This is a genomic window from Geodermatophilus bullaregiensis (genome assembly GCF_016907675.1).
GTDB lineage: Bacteria > Actinomycetota > Actinomycetes > Mycobacteriales > Geodermatophilaceae > Geodermatophilus > Geodermatophilus bullaregiensis.
Genome location: NZ_JAFBCJ010000001.1, coordinates 3,740,570 through 3,761,933 on the forward strand (window position 1 = coordinate 3,740,570; position 21,364 = coordinate 3,761,933).

Annotated in this window: 19 protein-coding genes and 1 tRNA gene; 10 read left to right on the forward strand and 10 right to left on the reverse strand. The window is 74.8% G+C overall.

Annotation, left to right across the window (positions count from 1 at the left end; translation table 11 throughout):
* Positions 1 to 289 precede the first annotated feature (289 nt).
* From typA to JOD57_RS17870, 3 genes are all read left to right on the forward strand, one after another.
* Complete coding sequence (gene typA / locus JOD57_RS17860; protein WP_204693260.1) at positions 290 to 2,179, forward strand: translational GTPase TypA; 1,890 nt, start codon at positions 290 to 292, stop codon at positions 2,177 to 2,179.
* A 225-nt stretch (positions 2,180 to 2,404) separates the two neighbouring features.
* Positions 2,405 to 2,902: a DUF5994 family protein gene (locus JOD57_RS17865; RefSeq protein ID WP_204693261.1), complete on the forward strand. Its 498-nt coding sequence runs from the start codon at positions 2,405 to 2,407 to the stop codon at positions 2,900 to 2,902.
* A 63-nt stretch (positions 2,903 to 2,965) separates the two neighbouring features.
* Positions 2,966 to 3,952, forward strand: coding sequence for an NAD-dependent epimerase/dehydratase family protein (locus JOD57_RS17870; protein ID WP_204693262.1), 987 nt, complete (start codon positions 2,966 to 2,968; stop codon positions 3,950 to 3,952).
* A gap of 76 nt (positions 3,953 to 4,028) precedes the next feature.
* Here the strand turns inward: JOD57_RS17870 and JOD57_RS17875 are convergent, their stop codons facing one another.
* The 4 genes from JOD57_RS17875 to JOD57_RS17890 form a co-directional block, all read right to left on the reverse strand.
* The gene (locus JOD57_RS17875; protein ID WP_204693263.1) at positions 4,029 to 5,045 is read right to left on the reverse strand and encodes a sulfite exporter TauE/SafE family protein; all 1,017 of its coding nucleotides are present in this window, start codon (positions 5,043 to 5,045) and stop codon (positions 4,029 to 4,031) included.
* 267 nt (positions 5,046 to 5,312) lie between these two features.
* Positions 5,313 to 6,314: an inorganic phosphate transporter gene (locus tag JOD57_RS17880; protein ID WP_204693264.1), complete on the reverse strand. Its 1,002-nt coding sequence runs from the start codon at positions 6,312 to 6,314 to the stop codon at positions 5,313 to 5,315.
* A gap of 4 nt (positions 6,315 to 6,318) precedes the next feature.
* Positions 6,319 to 6,936 carry a DUF47 domain-containing protein gene (locus tag JOD57_RS17885; RefSeq protein WP_204693265.1) on the reverse strand — a complete coding sequence of 206 codons (618 nt, stop codon included), beginning with the start codon at positions 6,934 to 6,936 and terminating at the stop codon, positions 6,319 to 6,321.
* 104 nt (positions 6,937 to 7,040) lie between these two features.
* Positions 7,041 to 7,607, reverse strand: a complete 567-nt coding sequence (locus tag JOD57_RS17890; protein ID WP_204693266.1) for a sigma-70 family RNA polymerase sigma factor — start codon at positions 7,605 to 7,607, stop codon at positions 7,041 to 7,043.
* 68 nt (positions 7,608 to 7,675) lie between these two features.
* Between JOD57_RS17890 and JOD57_RS17895 the strand changes: the two genes are divergently transcribed.
* From JOD57_RS17895 to JOD57_RS17915, 5 genes are read left to right on the forward strand one after another with little or no spacing between them, the layout of a single operon-like run.
* On the forward strand, positions 7,676 to 8,323 hold the full coding sequence (locus JOD57_RS17895) for a zf-HC2 domain-containing protein (RefSeq protein ID WP_204693267.1): 648 nt from the start codon (positions 7,676 to 7,678) through the stop codon (positions 8,321 to 8,323).
* Entirely contained in the window at positions 8,320 to 10,125 is a 1,806-nt protein-coding gene (locus JOD57_RS17900) for a copper resistance CopC/CopD family protein (protein WP_204693268.1), read from the forward strand. Before JOD57_RS17895 ends, JOD57_RS17900 begins: the two co-directional genes overlap by 4 nt.
* Positions 10,126 to 10,154: 29 nt before the next feature.
* Positions 10,155 to 10,889 carry a YcnI family copper-binding membrane protein gene (locus tag JOD57_RS17905; protein ID WP_307824770.1) on the forward strand — a complete coding sequence of 245 codons (735 nt, stop codon included), beginning with the start codon at positions 10,155 to 10,157 and terminating at the stop codon, positions 10,887 to 10,889.
* On the forward strand, positions 10,886 to 11,551 hold the full coding sequence (locus JOD57_RS17910; RefSeq protein WP_204693270.1) for an SCO family protein: 666 nt from the start codon (positions 10,886 to 10,888) through the stop codon (positions 11,549 to 11,551). The genes JOD57_RS17905 and JOD57_RS17910 overlap by 4 nt, the downstream gene beginning before the upstream one ends.
* Before the next feature lie 2 nt (positions 11,552 to 11,553).
* On the forward strand, positions 11,554 to 12,636 hold the full coding sequence (locus tag JOD57_RS17915; RefSeq protein WP_307824771.1) for a hypothetical protein: 1,083 nt from the start codon (positions 11,554 to 11,556) through the stop codon (positions 12,634 to 12,636).
* Between the two features lie 68 nt (positions 12,637 to 12,704).
* On the opposite strand, the gene JOD57_RS17920 is transcribed toward JOD57_RS17915, so the two are convergent.
* Genes JOD57_RS17920 through JOD57_RS17935 form a run of 4 tightly spaced genes read right to left on the reverse strand, consistent with a single transcriptional unit; the run spans position 12,705 to position 17,008 of the window.
* Positions 12,705 to 13,523, reverse strand: a complete 819-nt coding sequence (locus JOD57_RS17920) for a phosphocholine cytidylyltransferase family protein (RefSeq protein WP_307824772.1) — start codon at positions 13,521 to 13,523, stop codon at positions 12,705 to 12,707.
* The gene (locus tag JOD57_RS17925; RefSeq protein ID WP_204693271.1) at positions 13,510 to 14,640 is read right to left on the reverse strand and encodes a CDP-glycerol glycerophosphotransferase family protein; all 1,131 of its coding nucleotides are present in this window, start codon (positions 14,638 to 14,640) and stop codon (positions 13,510 to 13,512) included. Before JOD57_RS17925 ends, JOD57_RS17920 begins: the two co-directional genes overlap by 14 nt.
* On the reverse strand, positions 14,637 to 15,434 hold the full coding sequence (locus JOD57_RS17930; protein WP_204693272.1) for an HAD family hydrolase: 798 nt from the start codon (positions 15,432 to 15,434) through the stop codon (positions 14,637 to 14,639). Before JOD57_RS17930 ends, JOD57_RS17925 begins: the two co-directional genes overlap by 4 nt.
* A complete protein-coding gene (locus JOD57_RS17935; RefSeq protein WP_204693273.1) occupies positions 15,431 to 17,008 on the reverse strand; it encodes a mannitol dehydrogenase family protein in 1,578 nt (525 codons plus the stop codon). Before JOD57_RS17935 ends, JOD57_RS17930 begins: the two co-directional genes overlap by 4 nt.
* Positions 17,009 to 17,537: 529 nt before the next feature.
* Between JOD57_RS17935 and JOD57_RS17940 the strand changes: the two genes are divergently transcribed.
* Positions 17,538 to 18,575 carry a M23 family metallopeptidase gene (locus JOD57_RS17940; protein WP_307824773.1) on the forward strand — a complete coding sequence of 346 codons (1,038 nt, stop codon included), beginning with the start codon at positions 17,538 to 17,540 and terminating at the stop codon, positions 18,573 to 18,575.
* Between the two features lie 101 nt (positions 18,576 to 18,676).
* Positions 18,677 to 18,749: transfer RNA gene (locus JOD57_RS17945), tRNA-Ala, on the forward strand.
* A 92-nt stretch (positions 18,750 to 18,841) separates the two neighbouring features.
* Here the strand turns inward: JOD57_RS17945 and JOD57_RS17950 are convergent.
* Together JOD57_RS17950 and JOD57_RS17955 are read right to left on the reverse strand one after the other, a co-directional pair.
* Positions 18,842 to 20,038, reverse strand: coding sequence for a tyrosine-type recombinase/integrase (locus JOD57_RS17950; protein WP_204693275.1), 1,197 nt, complete (start codon positions 20,036 to 20,038; stop codon positions 18,842 to 18,844).
* Between the two features lie 81 nt (positions 20,039 to 20,119).
* Complete coding sequence (locus JOD57_RS17955; protein WP_204693276.1) at positions 20,120 to 20,425, reverse strand: helix-turn-helix domain-containing protein; 306 nt, start codon at positions 20,423 to 20,425, stop codon at positions 20,120 to 20,122.
* Positions 20,426 to 21,364: the final 939 nt, after the last annotated feature.

Genomic DNA, 21,364 nt, shown 5'->3' on the forward strand with positions numbered 1-21,364 from the left:
GGCTCCCCGTGGCCGACCTCTCCGGCGGCGCGGGCGCACCGCCGCCTGGGGACCGCCGACCGGTCGTCCGCCGAGCTGGAGGAGCGCCTCACCCGCGTCCGGGTCGGTGAGCCTGCTCACGGATCGCCGGTCGGCCCCCTGCAGGGTCCCGCCGCGAGCTCGCGCGCGGAGGGCGGCAGGGGGTCCTTCCACTAACATGGGAAGGTCGCCGGGCCGGCGGCCGTTACTCGTGATGCCGCGTGCGCGCACTGCCGCGGCGTCCCCTGACTCCCCCGAGGTGCCCTTCCGCATGCCCACCCGCGACGACCTGCGCAACGTGGCCATCATCGCCCACGTCGACCACGGGAAGACCACCTTGGTCGACGCCCTCCTCCGCCAGGCGGGCGCCCTCGGGCGCGCCAAGGGCGAGGGGACGGACAACGACTCCACGCAGGACCGCGTCATGGACTCGATGGACCTCGAGCGCGAGCGCGGCATCACCATCCTGGCCAAGAACACCGCGATCCACCTGGCCGACGAGAACGGCAACCCCGTCGTCGTCAACATCGTCGACACCCCCGGCCACGCCGACTTCGGCGGCGAGGTCGAGCGCGGCCTGTCGATGGTCGACGGCGTCGTCCTGCTCGTCGACGCCTCCGAGGGCCCGCTGCCGCAGACCCGCTTCGTCCTGCGCAAGGCGCTGGGCAAGGGGATGCCGGTGATCCTCGTGGTCAACAAGACCGATCGCAGCGACGCCCGCATCGGCGAGGTCGTCGACGAGACCTACGAGCTGTTCATGGAGCTGCTCGAGGACTCCGGCATGGACGTCGACAACCTCGACTTCCCGATCGTCTACAGCAACGGCAAGACCGGGCAGGCCTCGCTCACCCGGCCGGCCGACGGCACCAGCCCCGACAGCCCCGACCTCGCGCCGCTGGTGAAGACCCTGCTCGACACCATCCCGGCGCCGGTCTACGACGCCGAGGAGCCGCTGCGCGCGCAGGTCACCAACCTCGACGCCTCGCCCTACCTCGGCCGGCTGGCGCTGCTGCGCATCCACTCCGGGACGATGAAGAGCGGCCAGACGGTCGCCTGGTGCCGCACCGACGGCACCATCAAGCACGTCAAGATCACCGAGCTGCTGGTCACCGAGGGCCTCACCCGCACCCCGGCCGAGAGCGCCGGCCCCGGCGAGCTCGTGGCCATCGCCGGCATCGAGGACGTCATGATCGGCGACACCCTCGCCGACCCGAACGACCCGCGGCCGCTGCCGCCGCTGACCGTCGACGAGCCGTCGATCTCGATCACCATCGGCATCAACACCGCGCCGCTGTCGGGCCGGTCCGGCAAGAAGCTCACCGCGCGGCTGATCAAGAACCGCCTCGACCAGGAGCTGGTCGGCAACGTCTCGGTGCGCATGCTGCCCACCGAGCGTCCCGACACCTGGGAGATGCAGGGCCGCGGGGAGCTGGCGCTGGCCATCCTCGTCGAGCAGTTGCGCCGCGAGGAGTTCGAGCTCACCGTCGGCCGCCCGACCGTCGTCACCAAGGTCATCGACGGCAAGCTCCACGAGCCCGTCGAGCGGGTCACCATCGACACGCCCGGTGAGTACGTCGGCACGCTGACCCAGGCGCTGGCCACCCGGCGCGGGCGGCTGGAGAACCTGGTGCACCACGACACCGGCTGGGCGCGGATGGAGTACATCGTCCCCTCGCGCGGCCTGATCGGGTTCCGCACCGAGTTCCTCACCGAGACCCGCGGCACCGGCGTCCTGAACCACAACCTGGAGGGCTACGAGCCGTGGCTGGGGGACATGCGCGCCCGGCCGACGGGCTCGCTGGTCGCCGACCGCCAGGGCGTGGCCACGACGTACTCGATGTTCTCGCTGCAGGAGCGCGGCCAGCTCATGGTCCAGCCGGGCACGGACGTCTACGAGGGCATGATCGTCGGTGAGAACTCCCGTCCGGACGACATGGACGTGAACATCACCAAGGAGAAGAAGCTCACCAACATGCGCAAGTCCACCTCCGAGGAGCTGGAGCGGCTGATCCCGCCGCGCATCCTGAACCTGGAGCAGGCCCTGGAGTTCTGCGCCGAGGACGAGTGCGTGGAGGTCACCCCGGCCTCGGTCCGCATCCGCAAGGTGGTGCTCGACCAGACCGAGCGCGGCAAGGCGAAGAACCGCAAGCCCAAGCCCTGAGCCGGCCGCAGCGGCCCCCGCCCGGTACGCCGGGCGGGGGCCGCTGTGCACCTCCGCGGACGTCCACCCGGAACGTCGTGACCGGATCGTGACCGCTGGTGATGACGGGCCGGAGGGCGCCGACAGGCCCGGCCGGTACGCGCGGGGGCGCGCCGGGACGCCGACCTACGGTCGTCGTGCGGACCCGGACGCGGGCCCGCGGTGGCGAGCAGGAGGCGGACACTGATGACGACGACCCGGGTGGTGCGGGGCCCCGAGGGCTTCCGCGGTGGCATCGACGTCCGTGTGAGCCTGCGGGCCGACGCCGGGTCGGGGGAGAACGCCTTCGACGGGGCCTGGTACCCGCGCAGCCGGGACCTGGCCGTCGAGGTGCCCGAGCTGGTGGCGGCGCTGGACCGGCGCGGCCTGCGCATCGAGCGCTTCACCTACCCGCTCGGCCCGTGGCAGCCGGCCCCGCGCAAGCTCGTCGTCGACGACCGGGTCGTCCGGACCGGCGGGTTCAGCAGCATGGACCCCGGCGTGGTCTGCCTGAGCTGGGCCGGCGGCAGCCGGCTCGCGAACCTGCTCGTCGTCCCGCCGGAGACCGACGTCATCACCGGTGTCCGCGCGCTGCGGCTGTGCACCCGGCGTGGGCTGCCCCGCTCCCCGCAGATGGTGATGGCCGCCGCGCGGTCCCAGCCGCTGCCCCAAGTGCCCGACCTCCCGGTGACCCGGGCCGTCTGAGGCGCCTGCGCCCTCGGCGAACCGGCTGGACGGCGGGGGCGCGGCTCGGCTGGGGTGGGTGCCATGCGACTCCTGGTCCTCGGCGGCACCCACTTCCTCGGCCGGTACGTGGCGACGGCGGCGCTCGAGCGCGGCCACGACGTGGCGACGTTCACCCGCGGGGTCAGCGGCCCGCCGCCGGCCGGCGTCCGCGCCCTGACCGGGGACCGCGACGACCCCGGCGCCCTCCCGCGCGCCCTGCAGGGCCGGACGCCGGACCTCGTCGTCGACACCTCCTGCCAGACCCGCGCGGCGGCCGTCCACGCCGCCGCGGCCCTCGGCGGGGACGCGGGCGTGCGGTCCTACGTGTTCGTCAGCAGCCTCAACGCCTACACCGGCTGGCCACCCGGGCCGGTCCGGAGCGAGGACGAACCGGTCGGGGAGAGCGCGGGGGACGAGTACGGGTCGACGAAGGCCGAGGCCGAACGGGTGCTCGGGACCGCCTTCCCGGGCCGCTTCCTCACCGCCCGCGCGGGCCTGATCGCCGGACCGCACGACCTCGTCCACCGGATCGGGTGGTGGCTGGAGCGGATCGCCCGGGGCGGGCGGGTCGTCGTCCCCGACGCGCTCGACCAGCCCATGGCGCTGGTCGACGTCCGCGACCTCGCCGGCTGGCTGGTCGCGATGGCCGAACGGGGGGAGACCGGCGCGGTGAACGCCACCGGCCCGGCCGGCATGACCACCTACGGCGACCTGCTGACGCTGTGCCGCGAGGTCACCGGCGGCGGCGCGGAACTCGTACCGGTGCCCGAGGAGGACCTGCTGGCCGCCGGCGTGCAGCCGTGGCTGCACCTGCCGCTGTGGCTGCCCCGCGAGACGGCCCGCACCGCCTGGGACGTCGCCACCGCGCGCGCCCGCGAGCTCGGCCTGCCCAGCCGGCCGCTGCGCGAGACGCTGGCCGACACCTGGGCCTGGCTGCAGGCGACGCCGCACCGGCTGCCCCCGCCGCACGGCCTGTCCGAGCCGGGCCTGCCTCCCGAGCTCGAGGCGGCGCTGCTGTCCGGCCGCTGAGACGGCCGGGCCCCGCCCGGCAGTCGCCGAGCGGGGCCTCGCCCGGTCCCCGTCGCGGGGAGGACGGGTCCTCCTGCTAGTCGCGCGGATCGGCGGGGCGGCCGGCCCCGATGCTGCGCTGGAGGTCGGCGGCGTCCGCGGCGTCGGCCGGCGGGACCGGGTGCCGGCCCGCCTCGTCCTCGACCAGGCGGGCGGCCTCGGCGGCCAGGGCGTCGGCGGACTCCTGCGCGCGGTCCTTGCGGTACTGGCGGTAGGAGTGGACGACGGCGGCGGCCCAGACGGCGTAGATCACCGCGTAGACGGCGTAGCGGACCGGGTCGGAGGCGTCGATCCAGTCGCTGCGCAGCAGCGTGCGGCTGTTCGTGAGGATGATCATCCCGCCGACCAGCGAACCGAGCATGCGCGGCGGGACGTGGTGCACCAGCCAGGCCGCGATGGGGGCGGCGACCAGGCCGCCGGCGAGCAGACCCAGCGCCCACAGGAAGTTGATCCCCTGGGACCCGAGGGCGATGAGGAAGCCCAGGCTGGCGGCGAGGGCGACGAGGAACTCGGAGGTGTCGATGGAGCCGATGACCTTCCGCGGCTCCATCCGGCCGCTGGCCAGCAGCGCCGGCGTGCCGACCGGTCCCCAGCCGCCGCCACCGGTGGCGTCGACGAAGCCGGCCACCAGGCCGAGCGGGGCGAGGAAACGCTTGCGCGCCGGCTTGCCCAGGTTGCGGCGGTCGATGCCGCGCAGGGTGAAGCGGACCACCAGGTAGACGCCGAGCGACAGGAGGATCAGCGACATCACCGGGGCGGCGACCTCGGTCGAGAGGCTCGACAGCACGTGGGCGCCGATGAACGCGCCGATGGCGCCGGGGAAGCCGACCTTGGCGACGACCTTCCAGTCGACGTTGCCGAACCGCCAGTGCGCCACGCCGGACATCAGGCTGGTGCCGATCTCGGCGAAGTGGACGGTGGCCGAGGCCGCGGCGGGGTTGGTGCCGAAGGCCAGCAGCAGCGTCGTGGAGGTGACGCCGTAGGCCATGCCCAGGCTGCCGTCCACGAGCTGGGCGCCCAGGCCGGCGAGCGCGAGCACGATGAGGGTCTTCACGGGGCTGACTCCGAGGAGAGGCGCCGGGCGCGCGCAGGCGCGGCTTCCGGCGGGGACGAGCGGGGGACGGGGCGCGCACGGAGCGCGGGACCCAAGGGGCGCGGGGTCAGCAGCCCGGACAGGCGGCGGCGCAGACGCGCAGCAGGTCGACGTGGATCCGCCCCACCAGGAGCACCCGCGTCACCGCCACGGGTGCTATGTCTACCAGATCGATCGACATTTGCCGACCCGTGTCCGGCGAGTCGCCGGGTGCCCGTGCGGCGCGGCTCAGCCGACGACGAGGTCGGTGAGGACGTACGCCAGCGCCGCCACCGCGCCGGCCGCGGGGAGCGTCACGACCCAGGCGACGACGATGTTGCCGGCCACGCCCCAGCGCACGGCCGAGAGCCGCCGGGTGGACCCGACGCCCATGATCGACGTCGTCGTGATGTGCGTGGTGGAGACCGGGACGGCGAACACCGTCGCGGTGGTGACCATGACGCCGGAGGCGACGGTCTGCGCGGCGAAGCCACCGGCCGGGGTGAGCTGGATGATCCGCCGGCCCATGGTGCGCATGATGCGGAACCCGCCGGCGTAGGTGCCCGCGCTGATGGCGCCGGCCGCGGCCAGCACGACCCACAGCGGCACCTCGAAGGTGTCGATCTCGCCTGCGGTGAACAGCGCCAGCGTGATGATGCCCATCGTCTTCTGGGCGTCCTGCAGGCCGTGGCCCAGCGCCATGGTGGCCGAGCTGACGATCTGGGCGTAGCGGAAGCCGCGGTTGGCGCGGGTGACGTTGGCCCGCCGGAAACCCCAGAGGATCGCCAGCATGAACAGGTAGCCCAGCCCGAAGCCGACCAGCGGCGAGAGCACCATCGGGATGACGACCTTGTCGAGGATCCCCATCCACTGCACCGAGTGGGCCGCGGCCAGCGCCGCGCCGACCAGACCGCCGATCAGCGCGTGCGACGACGACGAGGGCAGCCCGAAGTACCAGGTGATCATGTTCCAGGTGATCGCCCCGATCAGAGCGGCGAAGACGATCTCCAGCCCGCCGCCGCCCTCCGGGGGGTCGATGATCCCGGCGCCGACGGTCTTGGCCACCTCGGTGGACAGCACCGCGCCGACCAGGTTCATCACCGCCGCCAGGGCCAGCGCGACCCGCGGGGTCAGGGCCTTGGTGGAGACGGCGACCGCGATGGCGTTCGCCGCGTCGTGGAAGCCGTTGGTGTAGTCGAAGGCCAGCGCGACGACGACGATGACGACCAGCGCGAGGAAGGCCGCGTCCACCGGGTCAGGACTCCTTGACCGCGATGGTCTCGACGACGTTGGCCACGTGCTCGAAGGCGTCGGCGGCCTCCTCGAGCTGGTCGGCCACCTCCTTGAGCTTGAGGATCTCCAGCGCGTCGAACTCCCCGCTGTAGAGCCGCGAGAGCAGCCGCCGGTAGAGCTTGTCGGCCTCGTTCTCGATGCGGTTGACCTCGATCCAGTACTCGGAGAGGTCCTTCAGCGTGCGCAGCCGCGGCATCGCCTCGGCGGTGGTCTGCGCGGCCCGCTGCAGCAGCGCCGTCTGCTGGCTCATCTCCGCCGGCAGGGTGCCCAGGCCGGTGAGGACCACCAGGTCGGCGGCGGCCTCGACGAAGTCCATGACGTCGTCGAGGTCACTGGCCAGCCGGTAGATGTCCTCCCGGTCGAACGGCGTCACGAAGCTGGAGTTCAGCTGGCGGAAGACCGCGTGCGTCGACTGGTCGCCGATGTGCTCGAGCTCGCGCAGCCGCGCCGCCAGCTCCTCGCGCCGCGCGTGGTCGTGGATGAACTCGCTCAGGACGTCGGTGGCCGTCACCAGGTTCTCCGCCGAGGCGGTGAACAGCGGGTAGAAGCTGGAGTCCTTGGGGGTCAGGCTGAAGGGCACGCGGGGCTCCCGATCGGCGGGTGGGTGCGGTCGCCTGCCGCGGGAGGCGGTGGAACGGCCGTCGGGCAGCATAGGTACCCGTCCACGGTCCGTTCACCTCGCCGTCACGCGCGCGCTGCGTCGGCTCCCGTCGCGTCCTGCGCGCCGGCCCCGTCCAGCGCCGAGACGAGGTCGGCGCGGGCCCGCGCGACCCGCGAGCGGATCGTCCCGACCGGGCACCCGGCGATCTCCGCCGCCTCGGCGTAGGACAGCCCGAGCAGCTGGGTGAGCACGAAGGCCTCGCGGCGCTCGGGGTGCAGCCGGGCCAGCAGGTCGGTGACGGCGGCCCCCTCGCCCACCCGGTCGGCGCCGTCGGCGGGGCCGAGCGCCTCGAGGTCGGCGTCGTCGCGGACGAGGGTCAGCCGGCGCCGGCGGCGCGACCGGACGGCGTCGGCGCAGACCCGGCGGGCGATCGCCAGCAGCCACGTGCGCAGCGAGGAGCGGCCCTCGAAGCGGTGCAGGGAGGCGAACGCGCGCGCGTAGGTCTCCTGGGTGAGGTCGTCGGCCGAGTCCCGGTCGCCGAGCGCCGCGCACAGCCGCCAGACGTCGGACTGGGTGGCCCGGACGAGGGTGGCGGCGGCCAGCGGGTCGCCGTCCACGGCGGCCGCCGCGGCCCGCTCCAGCTCGTCCACGTCCCTCCTCCGTGCGGAATCCCCGCCGAGCCGGGAACCGGACGGCCCTCGGCGACGACTACTGCTGCATGCAGTGTGCACCGTTCCGCGAGGCCGCCTCGGCACGTCTCGACGGCGAGCCGCTCGGCATGCCCGCCGCCGACCTCGACCGCCACCTGGCCGTGTGCCCCGACTGCGCAGGCTGGGCGCGGGCGGCCGGGCAGGTCACCCGCCGCGCCCGGCTGGCCCCCGCGCCCGCTGTGCCCGATCTCACCGCCGCGGTCCTCGGCGCCCTGCCCCGGTCGCTGCCCGGCGCGGCCGCGGCCGCCCGCACCCGGCTGGTGCACTCGGCGCTGCGGCTGGCCCTGCTGGCCGCGGGCGTGGCGCAGGCGGGACTGGCCTGGCCGGCGCTGGCGGGCGGCAGCGCGGCGATGAGTGCGCCGGTGCACATGGCGCACGAGGCCGGTGCCTGGAACCTCGCCGTCGCCGCGGCGTTCGTCGCCGTCGCGGCGCTGCCGCGGCTGGCCGCCGGTGCCCTGCCGTTCCTCGCGACGTTCACCGTGCTGCTCGCCGTCACCACGGTGCGCGACCTGCAGGCCGGGCACGTGCACGCCGACCGGGCCGCCACGCACCTGCTGCTGCTGGCCGGGGTGGTCCTGATCGCCGCCGTCGCCTGGCGGCAGCGGCCGCGCCGCCGACCGGCCGGGGTGCTGGGCCGGGAGCGGGTGCCCGCGTGAGTGCACCCGCCCCGCGGCGGCGCCCGCCGCTGCTGCTGCTCGTGCTGCTCGCCGGCTGGCTCGGCCTCGGTGTCGCCACCGCCGGCCCGGCCGCCGCGCACGCCGAGCTGGTGTCCACCGACCCGGGGGAGGGTGCCCGCCTCGACGCGGCACCCGACGCGGTGACCCTGCGCTTCACCGAGGGCGTGTCCCTCGGTGCCGGCTACGCGCGGGTGCTCGGTGAGGACGGTGAGCGGGCCGACACCGGCGCGCCCTCGGTGGACGGCGACACGGTCACCGTCCCGTTGCGCGACGACCTGCCCGACGCCAGCTACGTCGTCACCTACCGGATCGTCTCGGCCGACTCACACCCGATCAGCGGGGCCTACGCCTTCGTCGTCGGCGACGGCGCGCTGGCCGACGCCGGCTCGGTGGCCGCCGACCCCGACGTCGACCCGCTGGTGGCCGCGGCGCTGCCGGCCGCCCGGACCCTCGGCTTCGCCGGGCTGGCCGTCGGCCTCGGCGTCCCGGCGTTCCTCGTGCTGTGCTGGCCGGCGGGATGGGCCTCGCCCCGGATGCGCCGGCTGACCACCGCCGGCCTGGCCGCCGTCGCCGTCGGCGCGGTGCTGACCTCCCTGCTGCAGGGGCCCTACGCGGCCGGGGCCGGGCTCGGCTCGCTGCTCGACCCGGCGCTGGTGGCCACCACCGGGTCGTCGGCCTTCGGCCTGACCACGCTGGGCCGCGGGGCGCTGGCGCTGCTGCTGGCCGCGCTGCTGGTCCCGCTGTGGCGCCGCGGCAGCGCCCCGACGGCACAGGAGTCGGCCGGTCCGGCGGTGCTCGCCGGCGGCGTCGTCCTCGCCACCGCCGCGGTGGGACACCCGGTCGCCGGGCCGCTGCCGGTGTTCGCCACCGCGGTCACGGCCGTGCACGTGGCGGCGATGGTGCTGTGGCTCGGCGGGCTGGCCGCGCTGCTGGCCGGGCTGGTCCGGCCCGGCGCCCAGGCCGGCGAGCTGGCCGGCGCGCTGCCGCGGTGGTCGCGGCTCGCGTCGGGCTCGGTGGCCGCGCTGGTGGTCACCGGCGTCGTCCAGTCGGTGCGCGAGGTCGGCTCGCCGACGGCGCTGGTGTCCACGACCTACGGCTGGGTGCTGCTCGCCAAGCTCGCGCTGGTGCTGCTGCTCCTCGCCGCCGCCGGGGTCTCGCGGGTGTGGGTGCAGCAGCACCTCGGCGTCGCCCGGCCCCGGCCGGGCGGGCGGCGGCGGGTGACCGCGCACGCGTTCGCCGCACCGGCCCCCGGCGCCGACGAGCGGGCCGACGAGGGCACCGTCGCCGCCGCCCGGGTGCGGGCGGCCGCGCAGGCACGCGGCGCGGTCGAGGACGTCGGTCCGCTGCGCCGCTCGGTGCTGGTCGAGGCCGGCGTCGCCGCGGTCGTGCTCGCGCTGTCGGCGGTCCTGGTCGGCACCCCGCCGGCCCGCGCCACGCTCGCCGAGCCGGTCGACGTCACGCTGCCGCTGCGGTCGGCGGCGGGGGAGTCCGGCAGCGTGCAGCTGTCGGTCGACCCGGCCCGCCCCGGCGCCAACACCCTGCACCTGTACCTGTTCGACGACGCCGGTCGGCTCGCCCAGCCGGCCGACCTGCGCGTCACGCTCACCGAGCCCGAGCAGGAGATCGGCCCGCTCGAGGTCGACCTCGAACCCGCCGGCCCCGGCCACTGGGTGGCCGACGGGATGTCGATCCCGGGGGCCGGCACCTGGACCGTGGCGGTCAGCGTCCGGCTCGACGAGTTCACCGCCACCACCGCCAGCACCGACTTCCCGGTGCGCTGATGCTCGTCGGAGCGAGGAGAAGGAGAACCGTGTCCCACCCCACCCTGCGACCGCTGGCCCGTGCCGGCGTCGTCCTGGCCGCCGTGCTGGCCGCCCTGGTCGCGTCCGTCGTGGTCGCGACCGGCGCGTCGGCCCACGTGACGGTCTCCTCGGACGACGCGGCCGCCGGCGGTTACGGGAAGCTCACCTTCCGGGTGCCCAACGAGAGCGACACCGCCAGCACCGTGGCCGTGCGCATCTCGGTCCCCGCGGACGCCGCCATGGCCTCCCTGCGGGCCCAGCCGGTGCCCGGCTGGAGCATCTCGACGACCGCCGCGCAGCTCCACGAGCCGGTGAGCGTGCACGGGCAGGAGATCAGCGACTACGTCTCCGTGGTGGAGTTCCGCGCCGACCCGGGCGGCGGCGTCGCGCCCGGCCAGTTCCAGGAGTTCTCCCTGTCGGGCGGCCCCTTCCCGGACGCGGAGTCCCTGAGCTACCCGGTGGTGCAGACCTACAGCGACGGCACCGAGTCGGCCTGGATCGAGCCGACCGTCGACGGCGAGGCCGAGCCGGAGAGCCCCGCGCCGGTCCTGTCGCTGACGGCCGCGGACGGCGACACGGCGGCGGCCACCGGCACCGCGGCCGCCGAGGAGCACGCGCACGGCGACGAGGTGAGCGGCCAGCCGGCCGGCCTGGCGCTGTTCCTGGCCATCCTCGCGCTGGCCGTCGGGCTCGCGGGCGTCGTCCTCGGCTACCGCGCGGGCCGACGTACCGTGTCCTCGTGATCCCTCCCGCTCGCGGCCGGCTCGCCGCGCTGCTCCTCGCCGTCGGCCTCGCGGTCAGCGCCTGCGGGGCCGACGGCGACACGGCCTCGGCCGACGAGGGCCACGACCACTCCGGCGGCGCGGCCGCCTCGCTGGAGGGCCCGGGCGACGAGTACGCCGGCATCGACCTGCGCGACCCCTACCAGCGGCCGTCGTTCACCCTCACCGACACCTCGGGCGCGGCCTACGACTTCGCGTCCGCGACGGCGGGGCGGCCGACGCTGCTGTTCTTCGGCTACACGAACTGCCCGGACATCTGCCCCACGACCATGGCCGACGTCGCCCTCGCCCTGCGCGACGTCGACCCGGCGCTGGCCGAGCAGGTGCAGGTGGTGTTCGTCACCACCGACCCGGCGGCCGACACCCCCGAGGTGCTCGCCGAGTACCTGGCCCGCTTCGACGCCGACCTGCCCACCCGCTTCGTCGGGCTGACCGGCGCGCAGGACGTGATCGACCAGGCGCAGCTGTCGGCCGGGGTGCCGCTGGCGGAGGACGCCGGCCGGCTGCACAGCTCGCTGCTGCTGCTGTACGGCGCCGACGACCAGGCGCACGTCGCCTTCGACGCCGGCAACACCTCCCGCGACATCGCCGGCGACCTGGACGCGGTCGCCTCCGCGGCCTAGCCGTGGTGCGCCCGTCGGCGGCCGGCCGCCTGGTCGTCGTCGTCCTGGGGGTGCTGGCCTGGCTGGCCCTGGCCGGGCCGGCCGCGGCACACGTCGGCGGGGGCGCCGCCGGCAGCGACTTCGACGGCCGGGTGACCTCGGTGCAGCCGGCGGTGGCCGGCGTGGACGTCCGGGTGCTGCAGTTCGGCGACGAGCTCGAGGTGGTCAACACCACCGGCACCGAGGTGACGGTGCCGGGTTACTCCGACGAGCCCTACCTGCGGATCGGCCCGGACGGCGTCTGGCGCAACGCGCACAGCCCGGCCACCTACATCAACCTCGACCGTTACGGCCGGGTGACCCTGCCGCCGGAGGCCGACCCCGCGGCCGAGCCGGAGTGGGTGCAGGTGTCCACCGAGCCGCAGTACCTGTGGCACGACCACCGCACGCACTGGATGAGCGAGGGGCAGCTGCCCCCCGTCGTCGCGGCCGACCCGACGCGGTCGCACACCGTGTCGGAGTGGACCGTCCCGATGGCGCACGGGACGACGGCGGTGACCGTGCGGGGCGAGCTCACCTGGAGCCCGCCGCCGGCACCGGCGCTGACCTGGACGCTGCACCTGGCGCTGGCCGCCGTCGTCGCCGCCACCGGGCTGCTGGCCCGGACGCCGCGGCCGCTGGTCGCGGCGCTGGCCCTGGGCGGGGCCGCGGCGCTGTGGCACGCGGCCGCCACGCCGGAGCCGCCGGTGACGGTGTCCTCGCACGCCGCCGCGGTGGTCTCGGCCCTGCTGCCGGCGGTCACCGCGGCGCTGGTGGCCGTGCTGGGGGCGGCGGCCGCCCGCCGTGGCCGCGGCGTGGTGGCCGGGCTGTGCGCCGTCGTCCTGGGGTGGCTGCTGCTGGTGCAGGGCCTGCCCGACGTCGACGTGCTGTGGAGCGCGAACGTGGTGAGCAACGGCCCCGACGTGCTGGCCCGGGTCGCCGTCGGCGTGCTGGTGGCCGGCGGCGCCGGGCTGGTCGCCGCCGGGCTGGCCGCCGCGCGCCGGTTCCGCGACCCCGAGCGCACCGGCTCCGGTCGCCCGGCACCGGAGCCCCAGCCGGTCGGCTGACGAAGGACCCCGCTGCCCCCCACCACTCGCTCCGCTCGCGGCGGGCCCCTGCAGCGGGGCCGTTCCAGCTAGTCGCTACTGCTGGGCACCGGGTGCAGGTGCAGGCGCGCGCTGGACAGCATCGCGTTGGCCCGGTCGAGGTCGGCCTCGAAGTCGACCTCCACGGCGGCGAACCGGGAGATGTCCAGCGGCCGGAACCGCAGGCCCGCCTCGGCGATCGCCGTCTCCATGCCGCGCTCGAAGTAGTCCTGGTCGCCGACGGCGTCCAGGTGCTCGACGAGGGTGGCCTTGTCCGCCGCGGACACGTAGTTGATGCCCACCGCCTCGCCGAGCCCGCCGGTCACCGTCTTCGACAGCCCGGCGATGAAGCCGTCCGCGTCGAGGGTGTACTTGACCTCCTCCTCGGCGACGGTGGAGGTGTCGACGCACACGAAGCTCTCGTCGGCCTGCAGCGCGGGCAGCACGGCCTCCAGGACGGCGGCGTCGAACACGACGTCGCCGTTGAGCCACAGCGCCCCGCCCTCGCGGGTGGTCCGCAGCCCGCGCAGCAGGCTCTTGGACGTGTTGGTCCGCGCGAAGTGCGGGTTGTAGGCGAAGCGCAGGTCCGGCGCGGCCTGCATGAGCAGCTCGCACTGGAAGCCGACGACCGCGGTGACGTCGACGGCCGGGCCGAGCACCTGCTCGAGCGTGTCGAGCTGGCGGTGCAGGATGCTCCGCCCGTCGACCAGCGGGGTCAGCGGCTTGGGCAGCGGCCGGCCCAGGCGGGTGCCCATCCCGGCGGCCAGGATGACCACCTGGACGGGGACCGGCCGCGGGCGGGCGCCTGGCCGCGCAGCGAGCATCCTGCCGTGCAGTTGGGCGGTCTTCGCGAGGTCAGCGATGCGCACTGTGGTCCCCTCCTCGGGTCGTCGGAGCTGCGCCGGCGGGGGATCCGCCGGGCGGGAAGAACAGGTCGAGGACGCGCTCGGTGGCGTGCCCGTCCTCGAGGGCGGTGAAGGTCTCCCGGAACCGCGCGTAGCGCTCGGCGTGCGCGGCGGTGACCCGGTCGAGGTCGGCGACGGCGTCGACGAGCTCGCGGCTGGTCGCCAGCAGCGGCCCCGGCGCCACCTCCTCCAGGTCGAAGTAGAAGCCGCGCAGCCGGTCGCGGTACTCGGCCAGGTCGTAGGTGAAGAGCAGGATCGGCTTGCCGGTGATGGCGAAGTCGAACATCGTCGACGAGTAGTCGGTGACCAGCAGGTCCGCCGCCAGGTACAGGTCGCGGATGTCCGGGTAGGCGGACACGTCCCGCACCGGCATGCCCTCGATCGGCTCGAGCCGGTCGGAGACCATGCTGTGCAGCCGCAGCAGCAGCACGTGGTCCCCGCCCAGCCGGGCGCTGAAGTCGGCGAGGTCGACGGGGAAGTCGAAGTCCTTCGCGCCGGTGCCCTCGAAGACCAGGTCGTCGCGCCAGGTGGGCGTGTAGAGGACGACGCGGGTCCCCTCGCCGATGCCCAGCTGTGCCCGCACCTGCGCGCGCACCTCGTCGCGCCGCGGGCTGGAGAGCAGGTCGTTGCGGGGGTAGCCGGTCTCGTGCACCGGGCCGGTGAAGCCGAAGGCCTGCCGGAACCGCGGCGTGCTGACCGGGTTCGGCGACAGCAGCGCGTCCCAGCGGGCGATGTCGTGCTCCAGGTAGGCCAGCCGGCCCTCCGGCGCCCAGAGGACGTCGTTGTGGATCCGCTTGAGCGGCGTGCCGTGCCAGGTCTGCAGGTAGAGGGTGTCCGGCCGCTTCTCCCAGTCCAGGGGCACGTGGTCGTTGGACAGCACGACGTCGGCGGACTCGAGCGCGGCGATGCTCTCCGGGCTGCCGAAGGGGATCGTCTCGACGCCGGCCGGGAAGGCGTCCTCGGCGACGCTCGAGGTCAGCCAGGTGTGGGTGACGTCGTCGCCGCGGGCCACGAGTGCCTCGTAGACGGCGCGGGGGCTGTCGGAGAACAGCCCGCGGAAGCTGCTGTAGACGATCCTCATGGGGCTCCTCCCGGAGTGGCGGTCACGTCCCGGCCGGCGAGGACGGGCAGCAGCAGGTCGGCGAGCTCCTGCCAGGACGTGACGACGACCAGCACGCCGGCCTCCCGCAGTGCGGCCTCCCGGTCGGCGCGCTCGGCCGGCTGGACGAAGAGCAGGTTGCCCACCGTAGGGCAGCCCGCCCGCACCGCCGACAGGGCACCGGGCACGGAGTCCTCGACCGCCAGGCCGGCCGCCGGGGCGATGCCCAGCTGTGCGCAGGCGTGCAGGTAGACGGCCGGGTCGGGCTTGCTGGTGGGCGTCGGGAGGGAGTCCTCGGCGCTGAAACGGGCCGCCGGCGGGATGAGCTCGTCGAGCCCGGTGGCGGTGAAGCAGGCGGCCAGGCGGCCCAGCGCGCTGGAGCTCACCGCGGCCAGCCGGAGGTGCGCAGCCAGCGCGGTGAGGGCGGACGTCGTCGGCTCGTGCGGGCGCAGGTGCTCCCCGAGGTACGCCGTGACCGCGCGGCGCTCCTCGGCCACCCACGGCTCGACGTCGACCTCGGGCCGGCCCGCCTCGGCGGCCAGCCGCCGCGACGTCGTCCGGAAGTTCATGCCGGTGGTGGCCAGGCGCAGCTCCTCCGGGGTGAACCGGCGCTCGTCGCCGAGCTCGCCGAGGAAGCGGTTGGTCACCTCCGCGGAGGCGACGAAGGCCGGCTCCTCGGAGGGGAAGAGGTTGCCGTCGGCGTCGCAGAGCAGGGTGGTGAGGCCGGCGACGACGTCCCGGGGGAGGGCCGTCGCGGCCGTGCGGAGAGCGCTCACCGGGCGTCCGCGGCGGTGGCGGCGGAGGTGGCGGAGGTGGCGGAGGCGACGGTCGCCCGCACGCCGTCCCGCTCGAACCGGCACAGCACGGCGGCGAGCTCGTCGGCGAAGCCGGGCACGCGGCCGAGGTCGCCGAACACCGGCTCGTCGGCCAGCAGCGGCCGCGGGTCGGTGCCGCCGGCACGTGCGAGTGCCTGCAGGTGCGGCCCGCAGTCGTCCTCCACCGGCAGCGGGTGGCCGGCGTCGTCGGTCCGCTGCAGCCAGCGCACCCACCCGGCGACGGCGAGGGTGAGCAGCGCGTGCGGGCGGCCCTGTGCCAGCGCCTCGCGCAGCGAGGGCAGCAGGTGGTGCGGCAGCTTGGTCGAGCCGCGGCGGCAGAGCCGGGAGAGCCGGTCGGCGATGGCCGGGTTGGCGAAGCGCTGCAAGAGCACCGCCTTGTACTCGGCGAGGTCGACGCCCTCCGGGCACGGGATCAGCGGGGTGACCTCGTCGTCCATGAGGGCGGTGACGTAGCGCGCGAAGACCGGGTCGCCCATCAGCTCGTCGATGCGCTCGTAGCCGGCGAGGACGCCGAGGTAGCCCAGCGCCGAGTGGCTGGCGTTGAGCAGCCGGGTCTTCATCAGCTCGTGCTCGGTGACGTCGCGGACGAACCGGACGCCGACCCGGTCCAGCGGCGGCCGGCCGTTGCAGAAGACGTCCTCGATCACCCACTGGGAGAACGGCTCGGTGATCACCGGCCAGCGGTCGTCGATGCCGTGCCGGGCGGCCACGGCGGCCCGCTCCTCCGGCGTGGTCTGCGGCGTGATCCGGTCGACCATGCTGCTCGGGAAGGCCACCCGGTCGGCGATCCAGCGGGCGAGCACCTCGTCGCGCAGGGCGGCGAACCCCACGACGGCGGTGCGGGTGGCGTCGCCGTTGCGGTGCAGGTTGTCGCAGGACAGGACCGTGAAGGGGGCGGTGCCCGCCCGCCGGCGGCGGTCGAGCGCCTCGACGAGGAGACCGAAGACGGTGCGCGGGGCGCCGGGGGAGGCGAGGTCGTGCTCGACGTCGTCGTCGGGGGTGAAGGCCCCGGTGGTGGGGTCGAGCAGGTAGCCCGCGCCGGTGATGGTCATCGTCACGATGCGGGTGCGCGGGTCGGCCAGCCGGTCGAGGACGGCGCCGGGGGCGTCGGGCGCGAACAGGTAGTCGGTGAGGACGCCGACGACGCGGGCGCGCTCGCCGTCGGGGCTGCGCTCGACGACGGTGTAGAGGTTGTCCTGGGGCGCGAGCGCCTCCTGCATGAGACGGGCCCGCAGGCCGACGCCGACGACGCCCCACTGGTCGGAGATCCGCCGCTCGGCGACCTCGTCGAAGTAGGTGAGCTGGTGGGCGCGCGAGAAGCCGCCGACGCTCAGGTGCACGACGGCCGGCACGAGCGCCGAGCGGTCGTAGGTGGGGACGGTGAGCCGGGTCCCGTGCTGCTCGAGCGTCGCGGCCGTCAGCGGCCGGATGCCGACGACGGGAGCCGCCGCCGGTGCCGCAGCGACCGTGCCGGACCGCGGGTCGTCCCGCGGGGGGCGCTCGGGCAGTGCCATCGAGGCATCGGGTCCTTCCTGCTCGGGGCCCTGCGCGGGCCGTGCTCGTGCCGGTGCGGCCTGGGTGCGCCGCTCCCACGGGGTGGGGCGCGCCCGGGGCCGCACTGAGATGATCATGGGACCACGCCGGTGTCGTCGTCTGCACCCGGGAGGTGCAACGGCCGGTGTACCTGCGACGTCCCCGGCGGGTCGTCCGCGGCGGACCGACGGCGATCCGTTCCCGCAGCCGTCCAGGCCGCGCGGTGGCGCTCGTCGGACCGGCGCGCGCTTTTTCACGCCGGGAGAACGGATCTGCCCCGTCCGTGATCGCGGCAAACGCACCCCGGCGTGGCGTGAGGGATGCCACAGCGGCGTGTCCACCTCCGACACGCCGCACGGATGGTCACGAAGCCGTTACGGGATGTTTGGATGCGTGCGACCGAATCGGGGCTCACCTGAGTCCGCTTCCCACGAGACGGGCTGATGCATGGGCGTGCACCGGAGTGACGCGGACCTGTTGGTCCGGCCCGCGAGCGGATCGCACGGGGCCGTGCCCGGTCCCCGGACCGGCGCCCACCGCCGCGCCGACGCCCGCCGGGTCTCCCCGCTGCGCGGCTTCCCCCCGGTCCGCCCCGACCTCGCCGGCCCGTCCGTCGTCCTGCCCACCCCGCGAGCGGCCCGTGAGGACTTCGGCGTCCCGGCTCCGGTCGCCGTCCCGTCCCGGGTCGCCGTCCCGTCCCCTGTCACCGTCGCCGCCCTGGCGACCGCGGTCCTGCCGGTCGACGAGCTGGCGGTCGACGAGGCGCCGGTCGACCAGGTCGCCGACGTCGAGGTCTCCCGGAGCGCGGTGGCCGACGTCCCCGCCGAGGCCGGCACGGCCGCTCCGCGCGCCGCCCGTCGGGGACGTGCCCGTGACCGCCGTCCGCACCTGCTGCTCGCCGCGCTCGTCGCCGGCGCCCTCGGCGCCGGCGCCTTCGGCCTGCACGGCGCCCCGGACGCCGCGGCGGAGCCCGCCTCGGCGCTGACCTCCCAGGACCAGCTGCTCACCGACGACGAGGCCGTCGAGGTGATGCCGATGGCCTCCATCACCGAGGCGGAGGCGCAGGCGCGCCTGCAGGAGGTGGCCGCGTCCCGCGCCGCGCGGGCCGCGGCGGAGGCCGCCGCCGCCGAGGCCGCCGCGGAGGCGGCGCGGCCCAAGACGGTCCTGCCCGTCGACGGTGCCCGGTTCACCAGCGGCTTCGGCGGGCGGTGGGGCACGTTCCACTACGGCATCGACCTGGCTGCGCCCATGCGGACGCCGGAGATGGCGGCGGCCGACGGCGTGGTGCTTCGCGCGGGTGCGGCCAGCGGCTTCGGCCTGGCCGTCTACGTCCTCCACGAGAACGGCGACGTGACCGTCTACGGCCACATGGACGAGATCCTGGTGGAGCCGGGGCAGTACGTGGAGGCCGGCGAGACGATCGCGCTGCTGGGCAACCGGGGGCAGTCGACCGGTCCGCACCTGCACTTCGAGGTGCACCAGGGCGGGATGAACGGCCAGCGGATCGACCCGGTGGACTGGCTCGCCGAGCGCGGCGTCGAGATCTGAGCACGGTCCCCGGCGGCGCGACGCGCGGCCACCCCGCCGCAGTGGCGGCCGGCCGGCGATGTACAGTTCTCCCTGGCTCGAGCGAGACCGGGCCGAGGCACGGGGCTGTGGCGCAGCTGGTAGCGCACCACACTGGCAGTGTGGGGGTCAGGGGTTCGAGTCCCCTCAGCTCCACCCGTGTGACCAGGCCGTTCCCCCTTTGGGGGAGCGGCCTGAGTCGTCTCTGGTGCCAGCGTGGTGGCCACTGGAGCACTTCCGGTTCCAGATCAGTCCCACAGGGCGCTTCCCATGCGGTCTGCCGCGTCGCGGCCGAGGGCGGGCATTACGTGGCTGTAGGTGTCCGTGGTGGTTCGCATCTGTGCGTGGCCGAGCACCTCCATGACGACTCGGGGGTGCACGCCCTCGGACAGCAGCAGGGTCGCTGCGGTGTGCCGCCCGTCGTGCAGTCGGACCTCGCGCACGCCCGCCTGGCGCAGGAGGGCCTTCCAGGCACGCCAGTCCGACTTGCGCTCGATCGGCCGGCCGTTGGGCTGGGCGAAGACCAGGTCGTGATCCTCCCAGAGGGGACCGGCGGCGATGCGCTCCTCGAGCTGGGCCGCCCTCTGCGCCTTCAACGCATCGACGAGTTGTGCCGGCAGCGCCAGGTTCCGGCGGCTGCGGTCGGCCTTGGGCTCCTCATAGACCAGGCCTTGCCCGCTGACCCGGTGCAGGCCGCGCCGAACGCTGAGCGTGCCGTTGTCCAGGTCGACGTCGCTCCACCGCAGGGCGAGCGCTTCGGACTGACGCAGCCCGACGGCCAGCGCCACGGTCCACCGGGCGGCGTTGCGGTGCGTCTGCGCGGCGGCCATCACCTTCCTGGCCTCCTGCGCGCTCAGCGGCAGGGCGGTCTCCGGCCGCTTGACCGTGGGCGGATCGACGAGGGTGGCGACGTTGCGGGCGACCTTGGCGCGCTGCGAGGCGACGCGTAGAGCGCGGGAGAGCACCCGGTGGGCGCGGAGGATCGAGGCCGGGCTCAACCCCTTGTCAGAGAGCGCGCCGTAGAGGCGTTCCAGGTGTTCCGGTTGCAGCCGGTCGAGCCGGTGGTGCCCGATGCCTGGGCGGAGGTGCAGCCGCACGGTGCTGCGATAGCTCTCCAGAGTCCGCGCGCGGACCTTCCGGGCCGCGATGTTGTCCAGCCAGTGGTCCAACCACTCACCAACCGTGGGTGCACGGCCGGCTGCGTCGACCACACCGGCGTCCCGTTTGGCCTCGATGGCGCGGACCTTGGCCACCACATCGGCGCGCTTGGCGCCCGAGACGTGGCGTCGATCGCGCCGCCCGTTCTCCTTCTTGCCCATCGACACGAAGCCGTGCCACCGACCGTCCTCGTCCCGGTAGATGGAGGACTCGCCGCTGGCGCGCTTCTTATTCCCTGCCGTCCGACGCCGCGGAGTCGTGCTGTCTCGTTCCTCGGCGTCCCTCATCGATCGCTCCCTGCGTCGCTGGTCCAGATCGGCGTCGAGTGTCGCGGTGCGCGCTGATCTCAGGTGCTGGGAATCCACAGGTCAGGCTCGTTCCACCGAATCGGAGGTGAGCTCGAACAAGCCGCGTTGGTTCGTGCTGGTTCGCCGGGGTCGGCGCGGTCGAGCCAGAACACTCGGGGGAGGAGTTCTCAGCCGACGGACGTAGCGCTCAAGCTCGGCCCGGGAGATCCGGCAGCTGCGGCCGATGTGCACCGGGCGCAGGTCGCCAGCCTTCATCAGGGCGTAGATCGTGGTGCGGCCGATGCGGAGCACTTGCGCCGCCTCTTCTGGCGTCAGTAGCAACGGCTCGCTGGTCGGGCCGTCCTGCAAGCGCTGTGGGTCTGCCATGTCGTCCTCCTGGTGCGGCGTCTGTCCGGACACGCCGTCGTTCGGCGCGGCACGCCTACCGGAGAAGGCGCCGTTTTGGTCCGATTGGTGACAGTGCCGCGGCAATCTCCTGTACTTCTCCGGTTCTCCTCCTGCGCCAAGGGCTGTGAGCTCCGTGCGGCCGCCGACGTGGGCGACGGCAGCGGGACGGCCCTGGGGTGACGTGGCGTGACAGGTGACCGAGCGGTGTCACCCCGCAGGACGGTGGGACGTCACCCCGGTCCATGGCAGGAGGATCGGCGCCTGCTCGGGCGCGGTCGTGGCGCCATCGGCTGCTGATCTCCAGCACGGGGTCGAGCCTGCCGGCGAGACCGTGGTGGCCTGGGCAGCGGACACACCCGTCGCCGAGCGTCCGGACGAGCTCGGGGAGCGGGTCCGCCTGCTTCGCCTGAGCCAGTTGCGGCAGGGGCGGAGCTGAATCGACGCTCCAGACCGCGTGCAGGTCGTGCCCGCTCACCGGCGATGACGGGGCACCTCGCCTCGGTCGCTCGGCTCCTCGCCTGCGACCGGCGTCTACGGGCGCGGCCGTGCGGGCGCCTGGATGGGACCGCAGCGCCGCAGGCTGACTCGCTGTCCGGGCCGCGTCGCTCACCACGGTCGCCAGCCGAGCGAGGGCTTCTGCTGAGCCTCGTGCTGCTGCCTCCCGATCCCGTCCGCCGAACTGCGCAACAAGACCACGAGCCGACACACCTGGTGCATCCAGGCCGAGCGAATCCGTTGTGACGAGAAGCGCGTCAGATCTGGGCGGTTCGTTGAGCGAGAAGGCGCTGGGGTGACGTCGGTGTGCGTCGACGACCCGGACGACGCCGGTGCGATCGGTCGGCGGCTCGGTACACCGGCTCTCCGGGCCCGTGCTCCAGCGCGTCGTCTCCTGGTACTGGAGGAGGACTGGAGGTTCGC